This window comes from Nocardioides sp., assembly GCA_037045645.1.
Classification (GTDB): Bacteria; Actinomycetota; Actinomycetes; order Propionibacteriales; family Nocardioidaceae; genus Nocardioides.
Genome location: JBAOIH010000001.1, coordinates 20,445 through 45,721, shown reverse-complemented (window position 1 = coordinate 45,721; position 25,277 = coordinate 20,445). Strand labels below are relative to the sequence as shown.

The 25,277-nt window shown below is 68.5% G+C and carries 26 protein-coding genes and 2 pseudogenes; 16 read left to right on the top strand and 12 right to left on the bottom strand.

The features are described 5' to 3' along the window. From eccD to V9G04_00205, 6 genes are all read right to left on the bottom strand, one after another. Positions 1–1,320, bottom strand: a complete 1,320-nt coding sequence (eccD, locus tag V9G04_00230) for a type VII secretion integral membrane protein EccD (GenBank protein MEI2711750.1) — start codon at positions 1,318–1,320, stop codon at positions 1–3. Positions 1,321–1,346: 26 nt separating this feature from the next. Further along, positions 1,347–2,765, bottom strand: coding sequence for a hypothetical protein (locus V9G04_00225; GenBank protein MEI2711749.1), 1,419 nt, complete (start codon positions 2,763–2,765; stop codon positions 1,347–1,349). After that, positions 2,765–3,199, bottom strand: coding sequence for a hypothetical protein (locus V9G04_00220; protein MEI2711748.1), 435 nt, complete (start codon positions 3,197–3,199; stop codon positions 2,765–2,767). Before V9G04_00220 ends, V9G04_00225 begins: the two co-directional genes overlap by 1 nt. 109 nt (positions 3,200–3,308) lie before the next feature. Next, entirely contained in the window at positions 3,309–3,596 is a 288-nt protein-coding gene (locus V9G04_00215) for a WXG100 family type VII secretion target (GenBank protein MEI2711747.1), read from the bottom strand. Between the two features lie 32 nt (positions 3,597–3,628). Next, entirely contained in the window at positions 3,629–3,931 is a 303-nt protein-coding gene (locus tag V9G04_00210) for a WXG100 family type VII secretion target (GenBank protein MEI2711746.1), read from the bottom strand. 157 nt (positions 3,932–4,088) lie between these two features. Beyond that, positions 4,089–5,426: a hypothetical protein gene (locus V9G04_00205; GenBank protein ID MEI2711745.1), complete on the bottom strand. Its 1,338-nt coding sequence runs from the start codon at positions 5,424–5,426 to the stop codon at positions 4,089–4,091. A 617-nt stretch (positions 5,427–6,043) separates the two neighbouring features. Between V9G04_00205 and eccCa the strand changes: the two are divergent. The 4 genes and pseudogenes from eccCa (at position 6,044) to V9G04_00185 (ending at position 9,698) form a co-directional block, all read left to right on the top strand. Continuing rightward, positions 6,044–7,741 (top strand): annotated as a pseudogene (gene eccCa / locus V9G04_00200) (type VII secretion protein EccCa). A 241-nt stretch (positions 7,742–7,982) separates the two neighbouring features. Continuing rightward, positions 7,983–8,726: an FtsK/SpoIIIE domain-containing protein gene (locus V9G04_00195; protein MEI2711744.1), complete on the top strand. Its 744-nt coding sequence runs from the start codon at positions 7,983–7,985 to the stop codon at positions 8,724–8,726. A gap of 67 nt (positions 8,727–8,793) precedes the next feature. Next, positions 8,794–9,129, top strand: coding sequence for a hypothetical protein (locus tag V9G04_00190; protein ID MEI2711743.1), 336 nt, complete (start codon positions 8,794–8,796; stop codon positions 9,127–9,129). 11 nt (positions 9,130–9,140) lie between these two features. Then, entirely contained in the window at positions 9,141–9,698 is a 558-nt protein-coding gene (locus V9G04_00185) for a hypothetical protein (GenBank protein ID MEI2711742.1), read from the top strand. A gap of 2 nt (positions 9,699–9,700) precedes the next feature. Here V9G04_00185 and V9G04_00180 read toward each other — a convergent pair whose 3' ends face one another. After that, complete coding sequence (locus V9G04_00180) at positions 9,701–10,195, bottom strand: nuclear transport factor 2 family protein (GenBank protein ID MEI2711741.1); 495 nt, start codon at positions 10,193–10,195, stop codon at positions 9,701–9,703. 1 nt (position 10,196) lies between these two features. Continuing rightward, positions 10,197–11,846, bottom strand: coding sequence for a helicase HerA-like domain-containing protein (locus V9G04_00175; GenBank protein ID MEI2711740.1), 1,650 nt, complete (start codon positions 11,844–11,846; stop codon positions 10,197–10,199). A gap of 42 nt (positions 11,847–11,888) precedes the next feature. On the opposite strand from V9G04_00175, the gene V9G04_00170 reads away from it, so the two are divergent. Then, positions 11,889–12,401: a LytR C-terminal domain-containing protein gene (locus V9G04_00170; protein MEI2711739.1), complete on the top strand. Its 513-nt coding sequence runs from the start codon at positions 11,889–11,891 to the stop codon at positions 12,399–12,401. 6 nt (positions 12,402–12,407) lie between these two features. Here the strand turns inward: V9G04_00170 and V9G04_00165 are convergent, their stop codons facing one another. Then, positions 12,408–13,901, bottom strand: a complete 1,494-nt coding sequence (locus V9G04_00165; GenBank protein MEI2711738.1) for a potassium/proton antiporter — start codon at positions 13,899–13,901, stop codon at positions 12,408–12,410. Positions 13,902–13,998: 97 nt separating this feature from the next. Here V9G04_00165 and V9G04_00160 point away from each other — a divergent pair. The 9 genes and pseudogenes from V9G04_00160 to V9G04_00120 all read left to right on the top strand — a co-directional run bounded on the left by V9G04_00160 (position 13,999) and on the right by V9G04_00120 (position 21,851). Continuing rightward, positions 13,999–14,175 (top strand): annotated as a pseudogene (locus tag V9G04_00160) (hypothetical protein). A gap of 109 nt (positions 14,176–14,284) precedes the next feature. Next, positions 14,285–15,493, top strand: coding sequence for an FAD-binding protein (locus V9G04_00155; GenBank protein ID MEI2711737.1), 1,209 nt, complete (start codon positions 14,285–14,287; stop codon positions 15,491–15,493). Continuing rightward, entirely contained in the window at positions 15,490–16,665 is a 1,176-nt protein-coding gene (locus V9G04_00150) for an aminotransferase class I/II-fold pyridoxal phosphate-dependent enzyme (protein MEI2711736.1), read from the top strand. Before V9G04_00155 ends, V9G04_00150 begins: the two co-directional genes overlap by 4 nt. Before the next feature lie 62 nt (positions 16,666–16,727). Continuing rightward, positions 16,728–17,147: a hypothetical protein gene (locus tag V9G04_00145; GenBank protein MEI2711735.1), complete on the top strand. Its 420-nt coding sequence runs from the start codon at positions 16,728–16,730 to the stop codon at positions 17,145–17,147. Beyond that, positions 17,144–17,671, top strand: coding sequence for a hypothetical protein (locus V9G04_00140; protein ID MEI2711734.1), 528 nt, complete (start codon positions 17,144–17,146; stop codon positions 17,669–17,671). The genes V9G04_00145 and V9G04_00140 overlap by 4 nt, the downstream gene beginning before the upstream one ends. Then, entirely contained in the window at positions 17,668–19,134 is a 1,467-nt protein-coding gene (locus V9G04_00135) for a hypothetical protein (protein ID MEI2711733.1), read from the top strand. Before V9G04_00140 ends, V9G04_00135 begins: the two co-directional genes overlap by 4 nt. Before the next feature lie 79 nt (positions 19,135–19,213). Next, positions 19,214–19,657, top strand: coding sequence for a hypothetical protein (locus V9G04_00130; GenBank protein MEI2711732.1), 444 nt, complete (start codon positions 19,214–19,216; stop codon positions 19,655–19,657). Next, the gene (locus V9G04_00125) at positions 19,654–20,571 is read left to right on the top strand and encodes a hypothetical protein (protein ID MEI2711731.1); all 918 of its coding nucleotides are present in this window, start codon (positions 19,654–19,656) and stop codon (positions 20,569–20,571) included. Before V9G04_00130 ends, V9G04_00125 begins: the two co-directional genes overlap by 4 nt. Next, positions 20,568–21,851, top strand: coding sequence for a hypothetical protein (locus V9G04_00120; GenBank protein ID MEI2711730.1), 1,284 nt, complete (start codon positions 20,568–20,570; stop codon positions 21,849–21,851). Before V9G04_00125 ends, V9G04_00120 begins: the two co-directional genes overlap by 4 nt. Before the next feature lie 5 nt (positions 21,852–21,856). Here the strand turns inward: V9G04_00120 and V9G04_00115 are convergent, their stop codons facing one another. Next, positions 21,857–22,540: a VWA domain-containing protein gene (locus tag V9G04_00115; protein ID MEI2711729.1), complete on the bottom strand. Its 684-nt coding sequence runs from the start codon at positions 22,538–22,540 to the stop codon at positions 21,857–21,859. 49 nt (positions 22,541–22,589) lie between these two features. Here V9G04_00115 and V9G04_00110 point away from each other — a divergent pair, with 49 nt between their 5' ends. Together V9G04_00110 and V9G04_00105 are read left to right on the top strand one after the other, a co-directional pair. Then, entirely contained in the window at positions 22,590–22,958 is a 369-nt protein-coding gene (locus V9G04_00110; GenBank protein MEI2711728.1) for a hypothetical protein, read from the top strand. Positions 22,959–23,072: 114 nt separating this feature from the next. Next, a complete protein-coding gene (locus tag V9G04_00105; protein ID MEI2711727.1) occupies positions 23,073–23,276 on the top strand; it encodes a hypothetical protein in 204 nt (67 codons plus the stop codon). On the opposite strand, the gene V9G04_00100 is transcribed toward V9G04_00105, so the two are convergent. Then, complete coding sequence (locus V9G04_00100) at positions 23,237–24,115, bottom strand: MoxR family ATPase (GenBank protein ID MEI2711726.1); 879 nt, start codon at positions 24,113–24,115, stop codon at positions 23,237–23,239. The genes V9G04_00105 and V9G04_00100 overlap by 40 nt on opposite strands. 104 nt (positions 24,116–24,219) lie before the next feature. Then, on the bottom strand, positions 24,220–25,275 hold the full coding sequence (gene speB, locus V9G04_00095) for an agmatinase (GenBank protein ID MEI2711725.1): 1,056 nt from the start codon (positions 25,273–25,275) through the stop codon (positions 24,220–24,222). Between the last annotated feature and the right edge of the window lie 2 nt (positions 25,276–25,277).

Below are 25,277 nucleotides of genomic sequence, written 5' to 3'. Positions count from 1 at the left end.
TCAGCCCCTGATCGCTTGGAACACGCCGGTAGCGATGACGGTGAGCGGCAACAGACTCAGCAACGCTACCGACTCGGCGACATCACCCAGACGGCCCCGACGGATGGACGGGTTGGAGGGGATGAGCGTGAGCGCCAGCAGCACTCCACCGGCCACTGCCAAGACGACGGCTGCGGTGGGCCGCCACGCCGGATGCCACATCAGCACTGAGATCGCGACCACGGCAAGGCCGAGCATTCCGGAGACCAGCCCGACTCCGACTTCCGGACCGGTGCGGTATTGCCGCGTCCGCAACATCACGACGGCGCAGCACATGATGGCCAGCAAGGTGCCCGACAGCCCGAGCCGAGTGGCGAAGGGCGCGATCAGCACGAGCAGCAAGCCCACGGTGGCCGACACCGACACGAGGATCTCGTGTGCCGTACGCGCGTCGCTGGCCACCTCGTGGGCATCGACCTCGCGCGGCTCGGCGGTGATGTCGGCATCGGAGAAGAGCTGGTCGACCTTGGTGCCGGTGACCCCGAGCGCCAGCCACGGGAAGACACTGCCCGCGATGACCAGCACGACCAGCGCGACCGTCAAGACGATCGGTCCGGACAGCCCGGCGGTCTTGATCAGCACACCCGTCAACGCGAACAGGGTGCCGACCACGACGGGCGGAATCAGCAGACTGCGCCCGTCGCCCAGTGCCAGCAGCGCCACGACACCTGCCAGGGCAACCGCTCCACCGGCGTACGCCATCGGCATCCCCAGAAGCGGTCCACTCGGCGCGAACATCACCCCCGCGATGCCGGCGTACGCGCACCCCATCCACGCGACGGCGACTGCTGCCTCGGGCTCGCTCTGCGCCCGGCTCAACACCACGGCCCCGATCACCAACGCGAACGCCACCAGCGCGGCAGCGGTGGCGGCCATGGACGTGCCTTGGATCAACAATGCGACCGCACCGAGCGTCAGCAGCAGGGCGGCCGACCACAGCGCCGTACGCCGGCCCGAGGCCGGTTCCCAGGGCTTGAGGTCGCGCTCGACCACATCGGTCATGGCTTCCACCACGTCGTCATAAACGATCGGGGTGGGCTCGTCGACGCCAGCGGTGACGGTCAACGTGCCGCCGTCTTCCACGCCCTGGATCATCAGGCCACCGTCCCCGCTGAGGCGGCGTCCCTCGGCGGTCACCAAGTGGTAGCCGCCGTAGACGGTCGCACCGTCGAGCAGTCCCACGGCCCGCGCCAACTCGGGGATCAACTCGGCCACGGGCACCGCACCGGGAAGCACGAGGTCGACGCGACGGGTCGCGGAGGTGACCGTCACACGCACCATGCTGGATGCGCTCACCGATGTCTGACTCATGAAACTCCCCGCGTCGTGTCGTGCTGTTGGACTGCCCCTATCGTGCCCGGCCCAATCGTGCCCAGGCAGTCCTGCCGCCCGGACCGATTTCGGTCCGGGCGGCAGATTGAAGCCAGATCGTTGCTCAGCTCAGGACCCCGGGGCCCGCGTCCTCGTCGTCGATCCACTGCTCTGCGTCCTCGTCGTAGCCAGCCGAGGCACCGCGCTTCTTGCCCTTGCCCCGTCGGCGTGCGCCCGCTCCGGCACCGCCCCCACGCGTACCGCCACGACTGCCGGCCGCCATGCCGCCGGCCATGGCGCCCCGGCCTGCGGCGCCGGCCCCACGAGCAGCAGAGCCGACTCCACCCGTACGCGCGCCGGCCAGCCGTGGTGCCGGGGATGGCGCTGGGAGCGACTGCCGATGTGGACAAACGACCAGCCAGGCCGCGCAGCGCGCCAGCGCCGAGCGCGCCCGACAGGCCGCCGGCAGCAGCGAGTCCGCCCGGTCCTATCTGGCCCGAGCCCGAACTCGTGTCGGCGGTGCCATAACCGGCAGTCGTCTCCGGCTGGCAGTCGGTCGTGGGGTCGAACTGGCCCGGGTCGTACGCCACCGGCGATGGCGCGAGCGTGGAGCCCGGAACGTCCCCCGGGTTGGTCGGGTCGTAGCCGGGGGGGTGCCACGGGTCGACCGGACCATGGGGGTCGGGATCGCCCAGGTAGGGCGGGTGGGGGTCCGTCGGCCACGTCGGCGGGTCCCACGGGTTCGGATCCACCGGCGCAGGCTGGGGCGTGGGCCACCGCGGGGGCGGAGGCGGGTTGTTGCCCGTGTCGATCGGCGTCAGCGTCGGGTCCCGGAACCAGCCCGACTGACTCGACGCGCCGGTCTTGGAGAACGTGATGTCCTCGCTGTCACCCTCGCCGTGGATCTTCGACATCACGACGGCAGCGGCGGCCATCTCCTTGTCGACGTCGTCGGCAGCCTGCTTGGCCTCCAGCTCACGGTTGCCGACAGCCGTGTCGTACGCCGACTTGTCGTTGTTGTACTGCCGCTCGGTGTCGGCCGCCTCCTGTGGAGTCTGGTCCGGTGGATACGAGGGGGACGGCGGCGCGGTCAAGGGGGCGCCTCGCATGCTCGCCAACTTGCTCTCCGCATGGTCGATCTTGGTGACCACGCGATCGAGCGCCTGGGCCGCACTCTCCATTTCCACGGCCCGGTCGAGCGCGCGCTGGGCCGTGGCCTGCATGGCGGTCAGTGCGGCCATGCCGGTCTCGGTCTTGACGCCCTCCTTGACCTCGGGGATCGCGAGAGACAGCTTTTCGTGCACCGCACGCAACGCCTTGGCGCCGTCGCGCCACTGCTGCGCCGCGCCGGTGATCTGCCCACCCTGGGCCGGGTCGACGTACTGCCCGAGCCGGTTCTGCTCTGCACCCACCATCAGACCGCACCTCCTGAGCGCACGCCCTGCGTGTCAACCGGAACGGCGTTGTTAATCGCGACCAACGCACTCTCCAGTTTCGCGAAGTGAGCCGTGGTGTTGTCGTCGTCGTCCTCGATCGCGGCCTTGAGGCTTTCGAACGCTTCGAGGAAGTTGCTCAGATCCTGGCCGGCGGCGAGCACGGTCTCGCGGTACACGGCCATGGCACGTCCGTGATGGAACGCGAGGTTGGGGGCCTGCTGGGCACCACCGAACGCCGCGGGCCGGACCGTCTCGGCGCCGTAGAAGCCGTCGAGAGCGCCGAGGGCGTCGTGCAGCACCCGCTGCGCCTGGGCAAGCGGCCCGAAGAAGACCTCGAGGACCTCGGTCACCCCCTCTTGGAGGTTGGTCACCGTGGGAGCCATGAAGAAGCCCCCGACACCCGAGAACAACATGCGCGTCTTCCCTTCTCGCGTTTATGTGGGCGGTGGATCGTGAGGAGAAAGTGTCCGGAGAGGCCGATGGGCCGACGGTTGGAAACCGCCGGCCCACTCGACGTCAGGCTCAGCCGCCGAAGAGGCCGGCGTTCTTCTGGTCCGTCGACTGGAACGCCTCGTTGGCGTCCGAGACGGCGATGGAGTTCTGCGAGAGCAACTGCAGCATCTCGCTGATGGCCGAGTCCCACTTGGTCTTGGCGATGCCGTAGGCGTTGCGGGCCTCACCCTGCCAGCCCTGGTCGATCAGGTTCTGGACGTACTGCTCGAGCTGGTCGAGGCGGTTGCCGGCCTGCTGGGCCGAGGCTGCCATGTCGGAGGTGGCCGCGTTCATGGCGGCGGGGTCTACGCGAAGCATGTTCTAAGTCCTATCCGTGAGAAGTGTGAGGGTCAGCCGAGCTTGCTCTGGAGCGAAGCCATGGTCGACTGCTGGTCGTCGTCTTGGGCCTTGTTGGCCTGGTCGGTCGCATAGAGCGACGACTCGAACTCGTCGAGGGCGGACGTGATCTTGCGCTGCTTCTCGGCCCACGCGGCCATCAGGTTCTGGAAGGCGGCACCCGCGTTGCCGACGAACTGCGTCTTCATCGGGGCGAGCTGGCTCTCCAGCTGGTTCGTGATCTTGCTGAGGTCAGCACGAGCGTTGGCGATCTCCTGGGCAATGCCCGAGACGACCTTTTCACCAGCTTCCAACATGTTGGTGTCTCCTTGAAGTTACCCGAACCGCTCCGGCCCGAGAGGGTGTGTGGTGCTTCTGATTGTTTGCTTCCGGAGGCCTGCTGCGCCCTCCGGACAACCAGTCGTGTACCCGACCGAAAATGCCCAAACATGGACTCGCGAGTTATCCCCAAGGTCACGACGGCGCGTTGCTGGAGGTCCACTCCAACACGGCCCGGAAGGCGCCGGAGGAGACGAATACGGCCGCCACGGCTGCGGCGCCAGAGAGCGATTCGGCAAGTTCTGCGCGCCGCGACCACGACACCGAGCGCCAGCCACGGCCCGTCGCCACGGCGGCCACGACCATGATCAGCGCACCCACCACGCACATGCCGAACAACAACGTCAGGTTGCCCACGGACAACTCGGGGGCCAGGTCGAGGACCAGTGCCGCGAGGGTGATCAGTCCCCCGAGCCTGAGGAACAGCCGCGCTCGTACGTGGCGATAGCTGCGCGCCACGAGCAACAATGAGAGTCCGGCCATGACTGCAAGCACCCGGGCGCCGATGCGATCCATGTTGTGAGGCACCACGCGCAGGAGCAACAGGGCTCCGAGAGGTACGCAGACCATGATCGCCAACGCGGCGGCCTCGGTCAGCCGGGCAGCGCGAGTGGCCACGCGGGTGATGAAGCGTTCGGGGACGACCAACTGACCGCGGCGAGCCTTGGGTCTCGACCGCGCGGTCCACGCGGTCACGGCCAGGCGGTCGAAGTCCAACAGGTATTGGTCGGGCACGTCGACGACCAGCACGGGTACGAAGCGAGCCGCCAGCATGGCCAGGATGGTCAGCAGCGACCACGCCAGCGGCGGGGACCACCCGAGCAGCGTGACGCCCGCGCCCAACGCGAAGACGGCGCAACCGGCAATGATCCACACCCGCAGCCCTTCGTCTGCGCGTGGCGCGAGCGCTCGCGCCACCGCCGCGACGGCAGCCGCGGTCAGCGCGGTGGCCCCGACGAGCGCGGGCAGTCGTTCGGGGGCCGGGTCCCACAGCACGGCGAACACTGCGGCACCCGCGAACGCCGGTGCCGCCAAGGCTCGCGGCGACTGGAAACGCCCCACAGGTGCGACCCCGACCACCACAGCCACCAGCAGGGCTCGGATGACGGTCGAGGACCAGGTCGCTCCTTCGTACGCACCCAGCATTCCGGCGAGGATCGCTGCCAGCGCCGCCGCGGCGGCGATCAGCGCGCCTGCCGAACTCGGTTCCTCGGCGGCCTTGCGGGGGGTCCGACCCGTACGCCGTACGGACGACATGTCCTCACGAATCGCGGACGGGCTCGCGACCAGGAGGTCTCCCGACTCCAACCCCAGGTCGGCCAACACCTCGTCGGGGCCCAGCGTGGCGCCGCCACGCGTATAGATCAGCGGGATCGACTGCGAGCCGGCGCGGGTCGCGTACTCCCGGGCGACGTCCCAGGCGGTGGCACCGGCGGGCACCAACAGGTCGAGTACGCCCTGTGGTCCGTGCACGCTGATCGCGATGCTGTCAGTCGCTGACCGTGGACCTGCCACCCGCGTGTTCCTCTCGATCCAGCGCCGTCCTCGCCCGACGGAGACCGGCGCGTCAGGCTCACTTCCCGCAGGTATGCCCAGGCCTCGCGGTGGGTATGCGTGCGCGGAAATCAACCTTGCGAGCCATTCCTACCGCACCACACGGTGGTCCGCGCCCGACCCGGGTAGCCTCAGGCGACCCTAGCCACCGGGCACCGGGACCGGGACAGATCTTTGAACGGGGCACCTCTTGAGTACGACGCTGCGCGGCACTCGGCACGACCAGCCTGAGTTGCCGACCGGGAAGATCGCCTTGCAGCCCCCGCCGGAGATCGAGCAGAACGAAGGCGCCGGCGGCGTGCTGATGAACGCCATCCCGATGCTCGGCAGCCTCGGCTCGATCGTGTTGGTGGCGAGCATGGGCGGCGCGGGCGGTGGCCGCAGTTATCTGGCTGCGGGCATGTTCTTGTTCGCCACGATCGGTTTCATCATCGTGCAGATCGACCGGCAACGAAAACAGCGCACCCAGCAGGTGACGGGCTCTCGTACGGAGTATCTGCGCTATCTGGCCTCGATCCGCAAGGTCGCCCGCGGCTATGCCCGTGACCAGCGGGCCGCGTTGCTGTGGCAGCACCCGGCACCGGCGGCGCTGCCCTCGCTGGCCGAGGAACGCTCTCGGGTGTGGGGCCGGGGGCCTTCCGACCCCGGGTTCCTCAACGTCAGGTACGGCACCTGCACCCAACTGCTCTCAGTCGAACTCGAACCGCCCGAGGGCGCACCCATCGACAAGGTCGACCCCGCCGCGGGCATCCGCCCTGCACCGGCTGCTCGTCGTACACCGTCAGCAACCGGACCTGCCCGCGAGCCTGGACCTGCGCGCCTTCGACGGGGTGGAGATCTGCGGCGACGAGGAGGAGGCCCGCGCGGGGGCGCGCGCCATCATCTGCTCGGCCACCGCGATGCATTCGCCGACTCAGTTGGTGGTCGCCGTACTGGCTTCCGAGCGCACCCTTGCGCACTGGGACTGGATCAAGTGGCTGCCGCACGCGCACTCGGCCCAGCAGTCCGACGCGGTCGGTCCGGCGCGCATGGTCGCGACCACCCTCAACGATCTCGCTGCACTGCTGCCGCCCGATCTCTCCGATCGCCCGCGCTTCGGCGCGGACGAACGGCCCGCTTCCCCGCACATCCTGCTCGTCGTGGACGGCACCACCCTGCCGCCGGGAAACCACGTCGTCCCCCCCGACGGCCTGCACGGCGTGACCGTGCTCGACCTGCCCGCCCGCTGGGACGAACTCGAATCCGCGACACGGCTGCGCCTGCTGCTGACCGGCGAGCCCGAGGAGGACGGGTGGATCGAGGCGGAAGCTCTGCGCGTGCGCGAGGCAGTCGTACGCGCGAAGGTGGATCAGTGCGATCTGGCGACCGCCGAAGCCTTCGCCCGGCGGCTCACCCCGTTGCACACGGTCACCAAGGGTGAGGCCGAGGACGCCGGCGCCACGGCCGACATCGCCGGTCCGACGGACTTCATGGACCTGATGGGCATGGGAGACGTCCACACCTTCGACCCCGCGACCGCCTGGCGTCCGCGCCCGGCTCGTGATCGCCTCCGAGTGCCGATCGGGCTCGGCGACGGTGGTTCTCTCGTCCATCTCGACATCAAGGAATCCGCCCAGCAGGGCATGGGGCCACACGGTCTGGTCATCGGCGCGACCGGTTCGGGAAAGTCGGAGTTCCTGCGCACGCTGGTGCTCGGGCTGGCGATGACCCACTCGTCGGAACAGCTCAACATGGTGCTGGTCGACTTCAAGGGCGGTGCGACCTTCGCCGGCATGGCGGACATGCCACACGTCTCGGCCGTCATCACCAACCTCGCCAACGAGCTCACGCTGGTCGACCGCATGCAGGACGCCCTGAGCGGCGAGATGGTCCGGCGCCAGGAGTTGCTGCGCGAGGCGGGCAACTACGCCTCGATCCGCGACTATGAGAAGGCCCGCGCGGCAGGCGAGGATCTGGCCCCGATGCCGTCGCTGTTCCTGGTGGTCGACGAGTTCTCGGAGATGCTGACGGCCAAGCCGGAGTTCATCGATCTCTTCGTCGCGATCGGTCGACTCGGGCGTTCGCTGGGCCTGCACCTGCTGCTGGCCTCGCAGCGCCTGGAGGAGGGCCGCCTGCGCGGATTGGAGTCACACCTGTCCTACCGGGTCGGACTGCGTACGTTCTCCGCGGCCGAGTCGCGCTCGGTGCTCGGCGTCCCCGATGCGTACGAACTCCCGGCCGTGCCGGGTTTGGGTTATCTCAAGCCGGACCCGACCACGATGCAACGCTTCAAGGCGGCGTACGTCTCCGGTCCGCCGTCGACCTCGCGCCCGCGCGTGATGCGCGACGAGGGTGGTCACCGTGCAGGGCATCTTGCCGTTCACCATCTCCGAGGTGCAGACCCTGGAGCCGCTCGAACCCGTGGTGGAGGAGGTCGCCGCCCCGACGCCCAAGGAGGGCGAACTCAAGTCGCTGCTCGACATCGCGGTCGAACGCATGGAGGGCAAGGGACCCGAGGCACACCAGGTCTGGCTGCCGCCACTGGACGTCCCCGACACTCTCGACGAGTTGATGCCCGACCTGGCCGAGGACCCCGAGCTCGGGCTCGTCTCCCAGGAGTGGCGTCGCCTGGGCGGGCTGATCATCCCGATCGGCACCGTGGACCGGCCGCGCGAGCAGCGACGCGACACCTTGACGCTCAACCTCGGTGGCGCCGGCGGCCACGCGGTGATCGTCGGCGGTCCGCGCAGCGGCAAGTCGACGCTGCTGCGCACCCTTGTGACCTCGTTGTCGCTGGTGTCGACCCCTGCCGAGTCGCAGTTCTTCGTCTACGACTTCGGCGGTGGCACCTTCGCGCCGCTGGCCAAACTCCCGCACGTCTCTGGCGTGGGTACGCGTGGCGAGCCGGATGTCGTACGCCGGATCATGGCCGAGATCAGCGGCATCGTCGATCGTCGCGAGGTCTACTTCCGTGAGCAGGGCATCGACTCGATCGAGACCTACCGCAGCCGCCGCAAGCAGGGACGAGCCGACGACGGGTACGGGGACGTCTATTTCGTCATCGACGGTTGGGGCACGCTGCGCAGCGACTTCGACGACATCGAGATCGAGATCCAGCAGTTGGCTGCGCGCGGTTTGACGTACGGCTTGCACATCCTGGTGGCGGCAAGCCGCTGGGCCGACCTGCGCTCGGCGATGCGAGACACGTTCGGCACCCGCCTCGAACTCAAGCCTCGGTGACCCGGTCGACTCCGAGATCGATCGCAAGCTCGCCGCGCTGGTGCCCGCCCGACCTGGCCGAGGCATCGTGACCTCGAAGTTGCACTTCCTGGGCGCGCTGCCTCGTGTCGACGGCGACCCCGATGCGTCCACCACGGGTGACGGCGTGGACGATCTGGTCGCCCGCTCGATCGCAGCCTGGAAGGGCCCGCGGGGGCCGAAGCTGCGGTTGCTGCCCGAGATCATCACCCTCGACGACCTGCGCGTGCAGGCCGAACACACCGGTGGGCGTGGTCGGCAGTTGTTGCTCGGCATCAACGAGAAGGAGTTGGCTCCGGTCGGCTTCGATATGGACTGCCGACCCGCACGCGCTCATCTACGGCGACAGCCAGTCGGGCAAGAGCACGATCCTGCGCGGCACTGATCCGCGAGATCATGCGTACGCGCACTCCCAAGGAAGCCCAGATCGTCGTCGTCGATTACCGGCGCTCACTGCTGGGCGAGGTGCCGGAGGACTATCTGCTGCACTACCTCACCTCGGCCAACCAGGCGACCCCGGCGATCAAGGACCTCGCGACCTACTTGGAGAGCCGCATCCCCGGACCGGACGTCACGCCCGAGCAGTTGCGCAACCGCTCGTGGTGGACCGGCGCCGAGTGCTTCGTCCTCGTCGACGACTACGACCTCGTGGCCACCCAACAGAGCTCGCCGATCGCGGCCTTGCAGCCGTTGATGGCGCAGGCGCGCGACGTCGGCCTGCACCTGGTGATCGCACGGCGTACGGGTGGTGCGGCACGGGCGTCGTACGAAGCCGTCCTCCAGTCGATGCGCGACCTGGCCCAGCCGGGCCTGTTGCTGTCGGGCAGCCCGGACGAGGGTCCGATCGTCGGCACGATGAAGCCGATCCCGCTGCCGCCGGGACGTGGCCGACTGCTGACCCGCTCGCGCGGGATTGAGATGGTGCAGACCGCCTATTGCGAGCCGTCGCTATGACTTCAACCGCTGTGCGGCTCGTCAGCTGAGGGTCCACGAGAGATCTCGCCCTGCTTGATCTGCCAGCCGGGCGCGTCTTTGGTGGACCAGGTCGACTCGAAGATGCGCTGATAGCCGGTGTGGGTGATCAACCACTCGCCGTCGACGCATTCGTACGTGTCGCGATAGAGGGCTGCGCCCTCTAACGCGAAGTCGAAGGCTGGGGCAAAGACCTTGTCGTGCAGATACCAGATCCCCGTCGCGGTGGTGCCGTCCACCGTGATCTCCGGGTGGTGACCGTGGTGCATGGTGATCAGGTCGGGGGTCATGGATTCGGTCAGGAACCGCATGATCTCGTCGCGATCCGCGCACTCACGCTGGGGATAACTCGCGGTCGCCTCCAGGGCGAAGCATTGCTCCAGCCCCGACCAGTCCTTGGTGTCGAGCAGGCGGAAATAGCGGTACTTCAACTGCCGGATCGCTGCGAAGGCGGACGCCTCACCGTTTGTCGATGCCATCTCAGCGCCTCCCTGACTTGAACATGCCACGCGCGATCTCGCGGGCCGCCGTACGCATGAAGTCCCTGAAGGCCCCGGACTTCACCACTTGGGTGACAAGTCCTTCCTCGGCCTTCTGTGCCGACTTCTTGGCCTTGGTCTCGACGCGTTCGTTGCGTTGCTCGCGGGCCATCTCCTTGACCTTGGCGTCCTCGGCCGCCTTGCGGGCGCCCTCTTCGAGCTTCTTGGCCAGGAGTTCGCGCGCGGACTCGCGGTCGATCTCCTCGGCGTACTTCGCATGGAGTGGCGACGCCTTGACGCTCGCCTGCATCGCGTCCGCGGGGGCGGCATCCATCAACGACTCGGGCGCGCGCAGGCGGGTCCAGGCGACAGGCGTGGGAGCGCCACGTTCGTTCATCACCGTCACGACCGCCTCGCCGATGCCCAGGCTGGTGATCACCGAACCGAGGTCGTCGTAGGCCGAGTTGGGGTAGGTGTTCACGGTCGCCTTGAGCGCCTTGGCGTCGTTGGGCGTGTGGGCACGCAGTTGGTGCTGGATCCGCGAGCCGAGTTGGCCGAGCACCTCATCGGGCACGTCGGTCGGCGACTGGGTCACGAAGAAGACACCGACGCCCTTGGAGCGGATCAGGCGTACGGTCTGGGCGATCTGATCGAGGAACGCGTCCGAGGCGTCGTTGAACAGCAGGTGCGCCTCGTCGAAGAAGAAGACCAGCTTGGGCTTGTCGAGGTCACCCTCCTCCGGCAGGTCGTGGAAGAGGTCGGCCAGCATCCACATCAAGAATGTGGAGAAGAGCGCGGGCCGGTTCTGCAGGTTGGGCAACTCCAACAGGCTGATCACGCCCTGGCCTTCGGGAGTCGTACGCAGGAACTCGCGGGTGTCGAACTCGGGCTCGCCGAAGAAGACGTCGGCGCCCTGGGCTTCGAAAGCCACGAGTTCGCGCAAGATCACGCCCGCGGTCTGGCTGGACAGGCCGCCGATGCCCTTGAGTTCGGCCTTGCCTGCCTCGTCGCCGGTCAGGTACTGCAAGACGGCGCGCAGGTCGGCCAGGTCGAGAAGGGGCAGACCGTTCTGGTCGCAGTAGTAGAAGACCAGGCCCAGCGAGGACTCCTGCGTCTCGTTGAGGCCGAGCACCTTGGCCAGCAGCGTAGGCCCGAACGCGCTCATGGTGACGCGGACCGGGACGCCGATGCCCTCGCCGCCGATGGCGTAGAACTCGGTCGGGAATCCGGTCGCGGTCCAGTCTTGGCCGACCGACTTGGTCCGAGCCAGCAACTTCTCGTTCGCCTCGCCAGGCACGGAGAGGCCCGACAGGTCGCCCTTGATGTCGGCCGCGAAGACCGGGACGCCGTTGGCACTGAGCTGCTCGGCGAGCAGCTGCAGGGTCTTGGTCTTGCCGGTGCCGGTGGCGCCCGCCACCAGGCCGTGCCGGTTGAGCATTCCGAGCGGGATCCGGATGTGGACGTCGGAGAGATCGTCGGCATTGAGCATCAGGCCGCCGAGTTCGAGCGCGGGCCCCTCGAACGCATAGCCCGGGGCGATGGCGGCCGAGATCGGGTCTTGCGGGACGGGATCTGCCGGGGCGGACTCTTCCGGGGTGGGGGCTTCGGATCCGGCAGCTGCGGGCGTCGCGTCCGGAGGCGTCTCACTCATGGCCGGAGCCTAGCCCGCACCTGCCCTGGCTAGACTCGCGCGGTGATCCGCGCCGCCCGTACGAGCCTGACGCTCATCTTCTTGTGCGCCCTCGTCCTCGGGGCGACGCTGTGGGGTTGGTCGGCTCTGACTGCTCCGCTGCCCAAGGCGGAGGAAGCCCCACTATGCGAGGACACCCACGTGCCCGCAGGTACGAAGGTCTATCCCGACCAGGTCGTGGTGAGTGTCTTCAACGCCAGCACCCGAAGCGGGCTGGCCTCACGCTCGCGGGCCCTCTTCGCCGAGCAGGGATTCGTGGCCGGCGACGACGGCAACGCGCCACGCGACACCAAGGTCGTCTATGCCCAGATCTGGTCCGCTGAGCCGGACAACCCGGCAGTGAAGTTGGTCAAGAGTTTCCTCGGTCCGAAGACCCCTGTGCTCAAGGGCGAGCGGCTGGGCGAGGGGATCGTGGTGGTCGTGGGTCCGCGCTTCAACAAGCTCGTCCAGGGCGAGAAGTCGGCCGAGAGCGAACGCGACGCGATGATCTGCGCGCCTCCGGGCACGATGGACTGAGCGCTCTCAGTCCTCGTCGAGCCACGCGGCCAGTCGGCCCTTGCGCGAGACCTTGCGCAGTCGCTCCTCGGTGCGTTTGCGCAGTTTGCGCGGGGTCACGACGAGCACGTCGTCCCCGTGTTTGAGTACGGTTCGTCGCTCCGGCACCAGCGTTTCGCCGTCTCGGATCACCAGCGAGATGGACGCGCCCAGGGGCAACCGCAGTTCGCCCACCTCCACCCCGTGCATATGCGACTTGTCGCTGATCGACACCTGCAGGAGGTCGGCGGCGATGCGCTCCAAGGGGGCGGCTTCGATATCGAGGTAGCGCGGCTCCGACCGGCGCACGACCCGCAGCAACCGGGCGAAGGCGGGCAGCGTCGGCGCGGTCACCAGCGTGTCGAGGAAGACCAGGACGAAGACGATCGCGAAGAGTTCACGCGCCCCGTGCACACCTTCGGCCAACGGGATCGTCGCAAGTACGATCGGCACCGCGCCACGCAGCCCCGCCCACGAGAGGAAGCCCATCTCGTTGAGCCGCAGGCCACTGCCTAGGCAACTGACCCAGACCGAGATCGGTCGGGCGGCGATCGTCAGCACGGTCCCGGCCACCAGCGCGGCACCCACGACCTCCCAGGTGATGTCTGCGATCTGCATGACCAGGCCGAGCATCACGAAGAGGCCGATCTGGGCGATCCAGCCGACGCCTTCTGCAAAGGACCGCGTGGCGGCGCCGTGGGGCAGCTCGCTGTTGCCCAGGACGAGTCCCGCGACATAGACCGCGGCGAAGCCGGAGGCGTGGACGCTCGCCGCGCTGCCGTACGCCAGGAACGCCACGCAGAAGGTGGCGATCGGGTAGAGGCCGGATGCGGGCAGCGCGGCGCGCCGCAGGATCCACGCTCCTCCGAAGCCGACGGCCGCACCGATCACCACACCCGCGAACAGTTCGGCGATCACGATCAGTGCGATCAGGCCGGGGTGGTTCTCGGAGATAGCACCGCTGGCGATCAGGGTGACCAGCACGACCGTGGGGGCGTCGTTGAAACCGGATTCGGCTTCGAGGGTGGCGACGAGACGCCTGGGCAGCGGCAGTGCCCGCAGCACCGAGAAGACGGCAGCCGCGTCGGTGGGGGCGGTAATGGCACCGAGCAGCAGGGCCATCTCCCAGTTGAAGCCCAGCAGAAACTTGGCGCCCACCGCGACGACCGCGATCGAGACCACGACGCCCACGGTGGCGAGCAGACCACCGAGTCGCATGGAGGGTCGCACGTCCTCCCAGTTGGTGGTCAGGCCACCCTCGGCCAGAATCACCGCGAGAGCGGCGAATCCGAGCGCGTGGGCCAGTTGGGCATCGTCGAGGTGGAAGCCGATCCCGTCGCCGAGGATGAAGCCGATCAGCAGATAGACCAGCAGCGAGGGCATGCCGAAGCGAGAACTCGCGCGCACGGCCAGGACGGCCAAGAACGTGACGGCCGCTGCCACGAGGAGGAAATGATCCAACTCGTGGACATCGAACGTCACCTGTTCACCTCGCTCCGAGCGCCTTGGGCGGGACGCAGGCTGATCCTAGTGCCGACCCTGACTAGAACACGTTCTAGTTTCACCGTACGATTCGGCCATGACTGACGGGCACGTGCCAGCGTTCACCAAGGGAGTCGCGCTCCCGGAGGTCCTCGACCAGGCAGTCCTTGCGGACGCCGAGGAGTTCGACGTCGTCGTGGTCGGGTTCGGCATGGCCGGCGGCTGCGCGGCATTGGAGGCCGTACGCACCGGAGCGCGCGTGCTCGTGCTGGAACGCGCGGCCGTGCACGGCGGCACCTCGTCGATGGCCGGCGGTCACTTCTACCTCGGCGGCGGGACGGCCGTACAGAAGGCCACCGGCCATCCGGACACGCCCGAACGCGATGTTCGACTACCTGATGGCTGTCACGCCCGACCCGGACGCAGAGAAGATCCGGGCGTACGCCGAGGGGTCGGCCGATCATCTCGACTGGCTGGAGGAGTTGGGCTTCGAGTTCGAGCGATCCTTCTTCGCCGGCAAGGCGGTGATCCAACCGCAGACCCAAGGCTTGATGTTCACCGGCAACGAGAAGGTCTGGCCGTTTCGGGACCAGATCCCACCCGCCCCGCGCGGCCACAAGGTGCCCAAGCCCGGCGACACCGGCGGCGCCTCGATGGTGCTCGACCTGCTGCGCGACCGACTCGCCGAGAGCGACGCCGAGGTGCGTTTCGAGACCGGCGTGACGAACCTGGTCGTGGATGAGTCCGGAGCGGTCGTCGGGGTGGGCTGGCGACGTTTCGACGAGACCGGCTACGTCCGCGCGAAGGCGGTGATCCTGGCGGCGGGCGGGTTCGTGATGAACCCCGAGATGGTCGCGGAGTTCACCCCGACGTTGGGCTCGAAGCTGATCCCCCTGGGCGCGACGCACGACGACGGGCTGGGACTGCGGCTCGGCCGCTCGGTCGGCGGGGCCTGGGAGCACATGAACGAGGCCTTCATCACCGCGCCCTTCTATCCGCCGTCGGGACTGGTGAAGGGAATCGTGGTGAACAAGGACGGCAAGCGTTTCGTGGCCGAGGACTCCTACCACTCCCGGACCTCCTACTTCGTGATGCGCCAGCCCGAGCAGCGGGCGTACCTGATCGTCGACTCCGAGCACATCGAGCACCCCGAGATCCCGCTGTGTCCGTTCATCGACGGCTGGGAGACGATCGAGGAGATGGAGACCGCGCTCAACCTGCCGCCGGGTTCGTTGGCCGCCACACTGGCCACGTACAACGAGAACGCGGCCAAGGGTGAGGACCCCGAGTTCCACAAGCACCCCGACTGGTTGGCTCCGCAGGACCAGGGGCCATGGGGGGCGTACGACCTCACGTTGGGCAACGCGCTCTATGCCGGCTTCACGATGGGTGGGCTGGCCTGCGACCTGGACGGTCGCGTGGAGCGCGAAGACGGCGAGACGATCCCCGGGTTGTTCGCGGCGGGCGCGTGCGCGTCCAACATCGCCCAAGACGCCGCGGGCTATGCGTCGGGCACCCAGCTCGGCGAGGGCAGTTTCTTCGGACGGCGCGCCGGACGGGCGGCGGCGGACCTGGCAGCATCGGGGGCATGACGTCACGTTGGGAGATCGCCAGCCGCGCCAACATCGCGCCTTTCCATGTGATGGATCTGCTCGCTGCGGCCGAACGGCGCCAGGCCTCCCACGGCGACTTGGTGAACCTGGTCGCGGGCCAGCCCAGCACCGGCGCACCCGCTGCGGTGCGAGCCGAGGCCGTACGCCTGCTTCAAAGTGACGACGCGCTCGGTTACACCGTCGCCGACGGCATCTCACCGTTGCGCGAGGCGATCGCCGCGCATCACCGACGGCTGCACGACATCGACGTGGACCCCCAGGACGTCGTGGTGACTACCGGTTCTTCGGGCGGCTTCCTGTTGGCCTTCCTGGCGGCCTTCGAAGCCGGTGATCGGGTGGCGATGGCGCGTCCGGGCTACCCGTGTTATCGCAACGTCCTGTCCGCACTGGGATGCGAGGTCGTGGAGATCGAGACCGGCCCGGAGAACCGCTTCCAACCCACGGTCGAACGACTCGCCGCGATCCCGCGCTTGAAGGGGGTCGTCGTCGCCTCACCGGCCAACCCGACCGGGACGATGCTGTTGCCCGAGGAGCTGGCCGCGATCGCGCGCTGGTGCGAGGAGAACGGGGTGCAGTTGATCTCGGATGAGATCTATCACGGCATCGAGTACGCCCCGCTCGACGGTGGCACGTCGATGTCACGCTCAGCGTGGGAGACCAGCCGCGAGGCGATCGTGTTCTCGTCCTTCTCGAAGTTCTTCTCGATGACCGGTTGGCGGATCGGCTGGATGTTGGTACCGCCGAGGCTGCGGCGGGCGGTGGACATCCTCACCGGCAACTTCACGATCTGCCCTCCGGCGCTGGCCCAGCACGCAGCGATCGCGGCCTTCTCCGAGGAGTCGTACGCCGAGTGCGAGGCGCACGTGACGCGCTACGCCGACAACCGGCGCCTCCTGCTCGAAGGGCTGCCCGCGTTGGGGGTGGAGCGGCTGGCACCTGCCGACGGCGCGTTCTATGTCTATGCCGACGTGGGCCACCTGACGCAGGACTCGTTGGGCTTCTGCCTCGACGTCTTGGACCGTACGGGCGTGGCGATGGCACCGGGAATCGACTTCGACACCGTCGACGGTGGCCGATTCGTACGTCTGGCGTTCGCGGGGTCGCAGGCCGCTATTCGCGAAGGACTCACGCGGCTGTCCACAGCGTTCTGACGCCATCGTTTGCCGGTCAGCCCGGCGGGGAGGTCGTGGTCCACGAGACAAGGAGCCACGACATGTATGGCGACACCGATCAGATCCGCCGCCTGGCCGGCGGCTTGGAATCACGAGCCCGGACGCTCGATGAGTTGGCGGCCGATCTCCTCGCCGCGACGCACGCGTGCATCTGGGAAGGTGCGGCGGCCGACGCGATGCGCGCGCGAGTTCACAGCGGGGCCACGCGCCTCGCGGCCTGTGCCCGACGCCACGAGGACGCGGCGGCGGCCTTGCGTACGCACGCCGACGCGGTCGACGAGACGGTCGCGTTGATCGCGCGCATCGAGAATCGCGTGGAGGGACTGGCCGCGGCGGCGCGATCGCGGGTCACGGGCCTGCTCGACCTGCTGCCCGGCGATCTGGCGTTGGCCACCTTCGTGCCGCCACCGTCGGGGCACATTGCCTGGCTGAGCGTCGACCTGCCGGGGATCGCGGCATGAGTACGCCCGTGCGATTCCAGGCCGACGCGGCGACGCTGTGTGACGCGGTGGCGCGGGCGGGCGTACGCCTTCCGTGGCCGCCCGCCACGTCGTGTCCGCGGCTGGACGGCGTGCTGCCGGAGGCGAATCTCGACGGGCTCGCGCCATGGGCGCGGGCCTTCGTCGCCGGCGGGCGGCAGGTCGACCTGACCCTGGTCGTGGCGCACCCGGCAGGGATCTCGACACTGTGCTCGTGGCAGCGCGTGCACGGCGACGAGGTGCTGAGTCTGACGGCCGCGTCCACCAACTCGGCCGAGATTGCCTGCTATCCGCGTCGCCTGTGGGCGGGCGAATTGACGCGACTGGTGACACCGCCCAATTTCCGCGAGGGGATGCTGGTGGCCCAGTCGGGCGCGGCGGGCTCGGCGGGGGCGGCGTGGGTGCTCGACGACACGCAGTGGTGGGAAGTGGGTCGAGACGGGACCCGACGAGAGTCGGCGAGCACCTCACAGGTTGTCGCTCGGATCCACGAGGTGGCGCCATGAGCGGGCCGGATTACGTCGTGCTCGGCGGCAGCCATGGCGTGGTGGTGCAGCGCGAGCAGGCCGCACAACTCGGCACCCTCTTCCTCCAGAGCGCACAGATGCTCCAGGACCTCACCACCGAGACCTGCGCAGTCGGCTTCGACGGCGACCTGGTCGAGTCGGCGGTGCTGTCACCGGCCACGTTCGCCGAAGTCGAAGCGGCGATCCTCGCCGCGACCAGCGGACCCCAGGGCCTGCTGCCCACCTCGCTCGAGTGGGAGTTGGACGGGGTCGCCGTGGTCGCCGCCGTGGCGGCCTTCGCGCGCAGCGACGAAATGGTCGCGGCGGGCCTCGACGCCCTGGACTACCGGATCGGTCTCACCGCCGGTTACCCCCTGGGAAACGCCCTTCCGCTCCTATTGCTGGGTGGCGCGGGAGCAGCCGCGATCTGGCCGCATCTGCCCGGTGGTGTGCGGACGCGGCTCAAAGCCCGGGGAGCCGACGCGGGCGCGGAACTTCAACGATTCGCCCAGGACCATCCCGAGATCGTGGAGCGGGCCTTCAACTCCGGCGGGGGCCTCGTGGACGGCTTCTGGCGCGGAGCGTTCGCCGGCGCACCCTCACCCGACGGTCGGTCCTGGCATCCCTCGACCGCCGCTGCCGCCGGGATGCTCGCCGCACTCTTCCCCTCAGACGGAACCGCCCGCGTCACCCGGCACGGTCGCACCGGCGACAATGATGCGCGCCGCGATCCGACCCGAGTGGACCCGGTCGCGCCGCGCGGAGTGCGAGACCTGATCGCCAATCTGAGCCAGGTCGCCGCCCTGTCTGCCAGCGCCGACTCCGCACACAACGGCACGATCGCCGTCCAGACCCTCGCGGGCGACACCGAGCGCCGTCACATCGTCTATCTGCCGGGCACCGACGATCTGGCCACCCTGCCGCACACCCAGGACCACGACGTACGCGACTCCCTGTCCAACCTGCACGGCATCCGAGGCGAAGAATCCACCCATTCGATCGGCGTACGCGACGCAATGGCCAAGGCAGGCATCCGGCCGGGCGAGCAAGTGCTGCTCGTGGGTCACTCGCAGGGCGGAATGGTGGCCCACACGCTGGCCAACCACCCGGGCGAGTTCCAGATCACCGACGTGGTGACGGCCGGGTCTCCACTCGGCGAACACCCGGTGAGCAACGTGCGGGTATTGGCCTTGGAGAACACCGGCGACCTGGTGCCCCACCTCGACGGCGAGTCCAACGGTGAGGATCCGAGACGGACCACGTTGCGTTTCCGCGATGCCGACGGCTCGATCGTCGACAACCACGATTTCGAGACGTACGAATACGGTGCCGGGATCGTCGACTCTGCCGACGACCTCTCCCTGCGCGACGCCGTCCGCGCCCTGTCGGACTTCTTGGGGGGCAGCGACGCCGGGGAGGTTCAGGTATTGCGCATCGAGCGACAGGACGGCGCAGCGAGATGATCTCCTAGGCTTCGGGCTCTGGAGGGTTTGCCGCTCCCGCGTCCGGGAAAGGGAGCGGAGGTTGAGCGGGAGGAAGCGGATGTACGGCGATAGCGCGGTGATGCGTCGGCGTGCCGCCGAGTTGCGCGACCAGGCGGCCGAGTTGCGGGTGATCAGCGACCAACTCATCACCCAACTCGACGCCATCGGCTGGAGCGGTCGGGCAGCCACCTCCATGCGTACGCGGCTGCAACAGCGGCGCAGCGAACTGCGCGACGTCGCCGCGCGCCACGACGCCGCGGCCGAGTCCATGGTCAAGCACGCCGCCGAGGTCGACCTGTTGAAGGAGCAGATCGCGGAAGTCGAGAAGGACCACGAGGTCGCGCTCGCCGAAGCCCGCACCCGGGTGGCCAGACTGCACAATGCGGAGGAGGGCGTACGCGTGGATCCCACAGACGACGACGCGACCCTGCTGGCATTCGAGGCTCCGCCCGCCGGCCACAAGGCGTGGCTCGAGGTCGACCTGCCGGGAGTGAGCCAGTGACCACCTTCGACCTCACCTCACCCCGACCCGTGACCACGCTGCTCGACGCCTTGCCACGCCGGGTCACGCTGACGCTGCGCGAGTTGTCGTACGCCGCGTCGCTGCTGGGCGAGGCCCCGCTGCCCTTTGAAGTACGACTTGCCAAGCCGGACGCACTCACCGGACGACTGGGAGTGACGAGCTCGGACTCCGACGACGACGCCTTCGACAGCGCGCTCGCCTCACTGCACGATCCACAGGACACGCTGGCCCGCCGCGGTCTGCTCGTCGATGACAACCTCGACGCCGGTGTGGCCGGAGCGCTCGGCATCCTTGCTGCACCGGCCGTCGCCGTCGACCTGGACCTGCGGGTGGGCAACGTCCAAGCCAAGTCCTGGCAGCGCGCAGTCGCCGGCGCCGTCGCGACGTTGTCCACGGTGGACGGCATCGTCTTCGATCTCGCCTGGTTCGACGCCACCCATTGGCCGCTGGAACTCGCGCGGGTGGCGGTCCTGCCCGAGGAACACGAACCGTCGGCGTCGGGCGTTCCCACTCTGGTCGATCTGCCGTTCGACTTGACCAACGCAGCCGCGGAAGCGGCGGGGAGCCGGCCTGAGTTGGTGTCCTCCCTGGTGTCCCAGCACAGTGGTGCGGTGATCGACGGCGACGGCCGACCGGTCGCCGATGCCGAGGTGGTGGGCCTGCTCCTCGCGTTGCACAACGAGGTCAACGGCCGACTGCGCGTGCTGATGAGCCGGGTCGCCCACGAGGAGTCGGTCCCGGTCGGTGTGGTCTCCTGGGTGCTGCTCGCGGACGGCTGGCGGGCATTGCGCCCGCACCACGAGGGAGACGAGAGCAGGGTCGAGATCCGCACGGTGGAGCCGGGCGACCTGGCCTCCAGCGTCGCGCCGGTGTTGTCGAAGGTGAGCCGATGAGCGACGAGGTCCAGGACGCGCGTCGGCGTGCAGATCGTTATGACCAGTTGATGATGCTGGCCGATTCCTTCGATGCGACCGGGCAGCGGATGCGCGAGCAGAGCCAGCTGGGCGACAGCATTCTGCGCGAGTCCGATGTCACCGAGTCCGCCGCACTTTCTCCCCTGACCTATGAGTCGGTCGAAGAGGCGATCCGCCTGGCCACGACCGGGAAGCACAGCCTGCTGTCGCGCTCGGTCGAACTCGACGCGGATGCGTTGGTGCTGCGGGCCACCGTGTTGACCTATCGCTGGATCGACGACCTGCAGGAGGCGGCGTACAAGACTCTTGGGGCCATCGGTGGTCGCGCGATCGGGTTCTTGGCGCCCGAGGTCGAACTCGGCGGCGCGGTGGTGTCAGCCGGGCTGATCGAGACCGACGCGCTCGACCGGGACGGAGTCGCGGCGTACCTCAACGAACTCGCCGAGAACCACCCCGATCTGCTCGACCACGTCGCCAACGGCGGTGGCGGCATCTTGGAGAGCCTGCAGATGCGCTCGCTGCTCACGGTCGGCTTCCTGGCCGGGAGTGGTGGTCCGGCCGCCTCACGCGGTGGCCTGCGCGCGGTCGGCGTCGAGCCGATGCGAGTCGACGCGGCCAGCGCCTTGCGCGACATCGCCGGTGACTTCATGTGGATGGCACCTCCGGAGAAGGCATCCGATGCCGCTCCGCGCTCTGATGCGCCGGCCAGCGTAGAGAGACTCCTCGACGCGTTGAGCAAGGTCGAGGATCCGGTGCAGGTCATCGCGACGGGCCCCGATCGCTTCATCGCCTTCCTGACCGGTCCCGCGGTGGCCGCACACGTGGTGGGCGGCGACCAGTCGGACTACGTTGCGGCGGTCGTACGTGCGCTCGCCGAAGCGACGGCGGCGTCAGATGACCCGCACGTGCTGCTCGTCGGCTCGGCCCGCGGCGGCCAGGCAGCCGTGGATGTGGCGTGTTTGGAAATGCCGTTCGTCATCGAGCAGATCGTCACCGCGGGCGCCCCCGCCTCGCATGTGCATCGCCTGCCCGAGACGATCCGCGTCTTGTCACTGGAGGACCGTTCGGACCCGGTGGCGCTGCTCGGCTCACTGATCAGCCACGGCCTGCCCAACCGAGTGACGGTGCTCTTCGACGGCGACGGCGGTGGCCCGCAGTCGTACGTCGCGGGTGGTCGCGCGGTCGACGAGGCCACAGCGCCGGAGTTGCGAGCCGAGGTGGCGCGGCTCGTCGACGCGGGGTTTCTCACTGCGCGCTGACGGGGTCACACCAGGTCGTGTACGAACTGCCCCAACTGGGTGAGGTTGCGGCACTCGATCATCGCCATGAGGGCGGCGTACTCCGGCGCAGCAGAGTCACCCGTGCCCCAGTGCCGACGGTGCTCAGGGTTGAGCCACCACTGGTGTCGGGTGTTGGCGACGAGCCGCTTGAGGGTGTCGAGTTGGAGGTCGGCGTAGTTGCTGCGGGCGTCACCTAGGACCAGCAGCGAGGACTTGGGGCCGAGCGCATCGGCGTACGACTCCTCGAACTTGGTGAAGGCGCGGCCGTAGTTCGTACGCCCCCACAACGCCGCCTGCGCGGTGCTCGCCGCGAGATCGGTCATCACGTCGGCGACGTCGGCACCCGGCTTGAAGTGGTGGGTGACCTCGTGGATGTGGTCGACGAAGGTGAACGCGCGCACCTTCTGGAACTGGTCGCGCAACGCAAACACCAGCAGCAGGGTGAACTGCGCGAAGTTGGCCACGCTGCCCGAGACATCGCACAACACGACGAGCTCGGTGCGGTGCGGGCGCTTGGGTTTGTGGAAGGTGTTGAGAGGGACGCCGCCGGTCGACATCGAGGCGCGTACGGTCCGGCGAAAGTCGAGCGGGCCCTTGCGTTTGGCGTGCTGTTCCTGGGTGAGCCGAGTCGCCAGCCGCCGGGCAAGCGGATAGATCTCGCGTCGCATCTCCTCCAGGTCGGCCTTGCGGGCACTGGTGAAATCGAGACGATCGATCGTGGGACGCAGCGCGACGTTGGCGACGTGCTCGGCGCCCTTCTCCTCCGCGATCCGGCGACGCGCGTCGTTCTCGACGCGTCTGCTGAAGTCGCCGATGCGTTGGTGGGCTGCTCGCTCGGCCTCCTCGTCGGTCAGCTGGCCGGTCAGGAGAAGCTTGGACGAGTCGGTCGGCGAGTTCGGTGGGGCTCACTCGCTGCAGAGCGGTGTACGCCGACCAACTCGACAAGCCGGGACCACGTCCGGGCATCGCGCCGAAGCGCGCGACCGCCTCGACAGCCAGCGCGTTGAGCGCTTGTTGATCACCGTCAGCAAGCGCCTGCTCCAGTCGCGCACGGAAGTCCTGGAGGGCGGCGGCGTTGTCGCGTGATGATCTGGACTCCGCGCGGTCAGCCTGGTCGGCTTCCCGATCCGCCTGCACCCCGCTGCCGATCAGAGCGGGGAAGTAGAGGTCGAACAGCGCGTCGAAGGTCGGGCGCTGCGCATGACGCTTGATCAGCGTGGCGGCGTACACCTCGCGTACGACGTCTCGCTCACCCCAGCCGATCCGACCGAGCCCTTTGACCGCGTCCAGCCCCTCGGCCAGGCTCGCACTCACCCCGGCGCCGCGCAGCGCCTCGGTGAACGCGATGTGGCGGTCGAGCAGACTCATGAGCGCAGTTTGAGTTCGCGGATGGCCCGCTCCTGATCGGACGCGTGCTTGAGGACGACCCCGAGCGTCTGTGCCACGGCGGCTTCGTCGAGGTTGCCGATCTGGAGGGCGAGGAGCGTACGCGCCCAATCGACGGACTCGGCGATGCTCGGCGCCTTCTTGAGTTCGAGGTCGCGCAGTCTGCTGACCGTGGTCACCAACTGAGCGGCCAGCGCGTCGTCGAGGCCAGGCACCTGGCCGACGACGATCTCGCGTTCACGCTCGGCGTCGGGGTAGTAGAGGTGCAGATAGAGGCAGCGGCGCTTGAGTGCTTCGGAGAGTTCGCGAGTCGCATTGGAGGTGAGCACGACGTACGGCCTGCGCGTGGCGGTGATCGTGCCGAGCTCGGGGATGGTGACCTGGAAGTCGCTGAGGACTTCGAGCAGCAGTCCCTCGACCTCGACATCGGTCTTGTCGACCTCGTCGATGAGCAGCACGGTGGGCTGCTCGCGGCGAATTGCGGTAAGCAGCGGTCGGGTGAGCAGGAACTCCTCGGCGAAGATCTCGCCGTGAGTGTCGGCCCACGCGGTGTCGTCACCGCTGGCCTGGATGCGCAGGAGTTGCTTCTTGTAGTTCCACTCATACAGAGCCCGCGCCTCGTCGAGGCCCTCATAGCACTGCAGGCGTACGAGATCCGCACCCGTCGCGCGGGTGACCGCCTTGGCCAGCTCGGTCTTGCCGACGCCCGCGGGGCCTTCGATGAGCAGCGGCTTGCCCAGCGCACCGGCGAGGAACGCGGTCGTAGCCGTGGCCGTGTCGGGCAGATAGCCGACGTGGTGCAGGCGAGTCGCGGCGTCGTCGGGCGAGGAGAACCAGTCGGTCCCTGAATCGGTCACTGCGCGAGTTTAGTGCGAGCAGTGAGGAGTCCCCGGCCGGCCGGGGACTCTCACGGTGTGTGACCAAGGCATAGGTAACGAACCCCGAAACTTGGTCACACAGTTCAGTGCTGATGCCCGTGGACCTCCCCCTCGGGGACCGGGGCGACGCGATCGTCCAGCAGCGGCTTCGCAGGATCCCACTTGGTGCCGTTCGCCTGATCCTGGCGACGCCGTGCGATCGCCGAGAGCGCTTCGAGGACCACCCGGTTGGCCAACGCAGCAGTGATGTCCGCGTGGTCGTACGCCGGGGCGACCTCGACGACGTCGATCCCCACGATCGGCAGTTCCAGGCACAGGTGGCGTACGGAATCCAGCAACTCGCGCGCCGTCAACCCACCCGGCTCCGGTGTGCCCGTCCCGGGCGCGTGGCCGGGATCGCATACGTCGATATCGACGCTGAGGAACACTCCATCGGTGTCGTCGGTCGCGGTCCGACCGGCCTCAGCCAGCACGGTCTTGAGCCCGCGCTCGCCGATCTCGGTCATCTCATAAGACCGCATCCGCTGGTCGGCCATCCAGCCCAACGTCTCGGGACCGGGCCAATAGCCGCGCAGGCCGATCTGAAGGAACCTGTCGCCGCGCACCGCACCTGACTCGATCAGCCGCCGCATCGGCTGGCCGTGACCCCACAGCGAGCCGAAGTCCGAATAGCCCGTGTCGGCGTGCGCGTCGAAGTGCACCAGGCTGATCCGCCCGTTGCCGACGACGTCGGCGATGCCCGAGCAGTCGGCGTACGTGATCGAGTGGTCGCCGCCGAGCACCACCGGGATGGCCCCCGACGCGGCGATCTTGGCGACGGCCTCGCGGATCTGCCCAAGCGAACGCTGGATCTCGCCTGCATAGACCTCGACGTCCCCGACGTCGACGATGCGCAGATCTTGAAGCGCATCGGTTCTCAGAGCCAGGCTGGGGCGCGAGCCGTCGTGCGGAAGATAGTCCGTGCCGCGGATCGCCTGCGGGCCGAAGCGAGCACCCGAGCGATAGGACGTACCCCCGTCGAACGGCGCACCCACGATGACCACGTCCGCGTCTTGATAGGTAGCCGGATCGTCCAGGTCGGCCCGGTCGACGCCGAGGAAGGTGAAGTCGGGTCCGAAGAGGTTGCCGATGTTGGCCATGC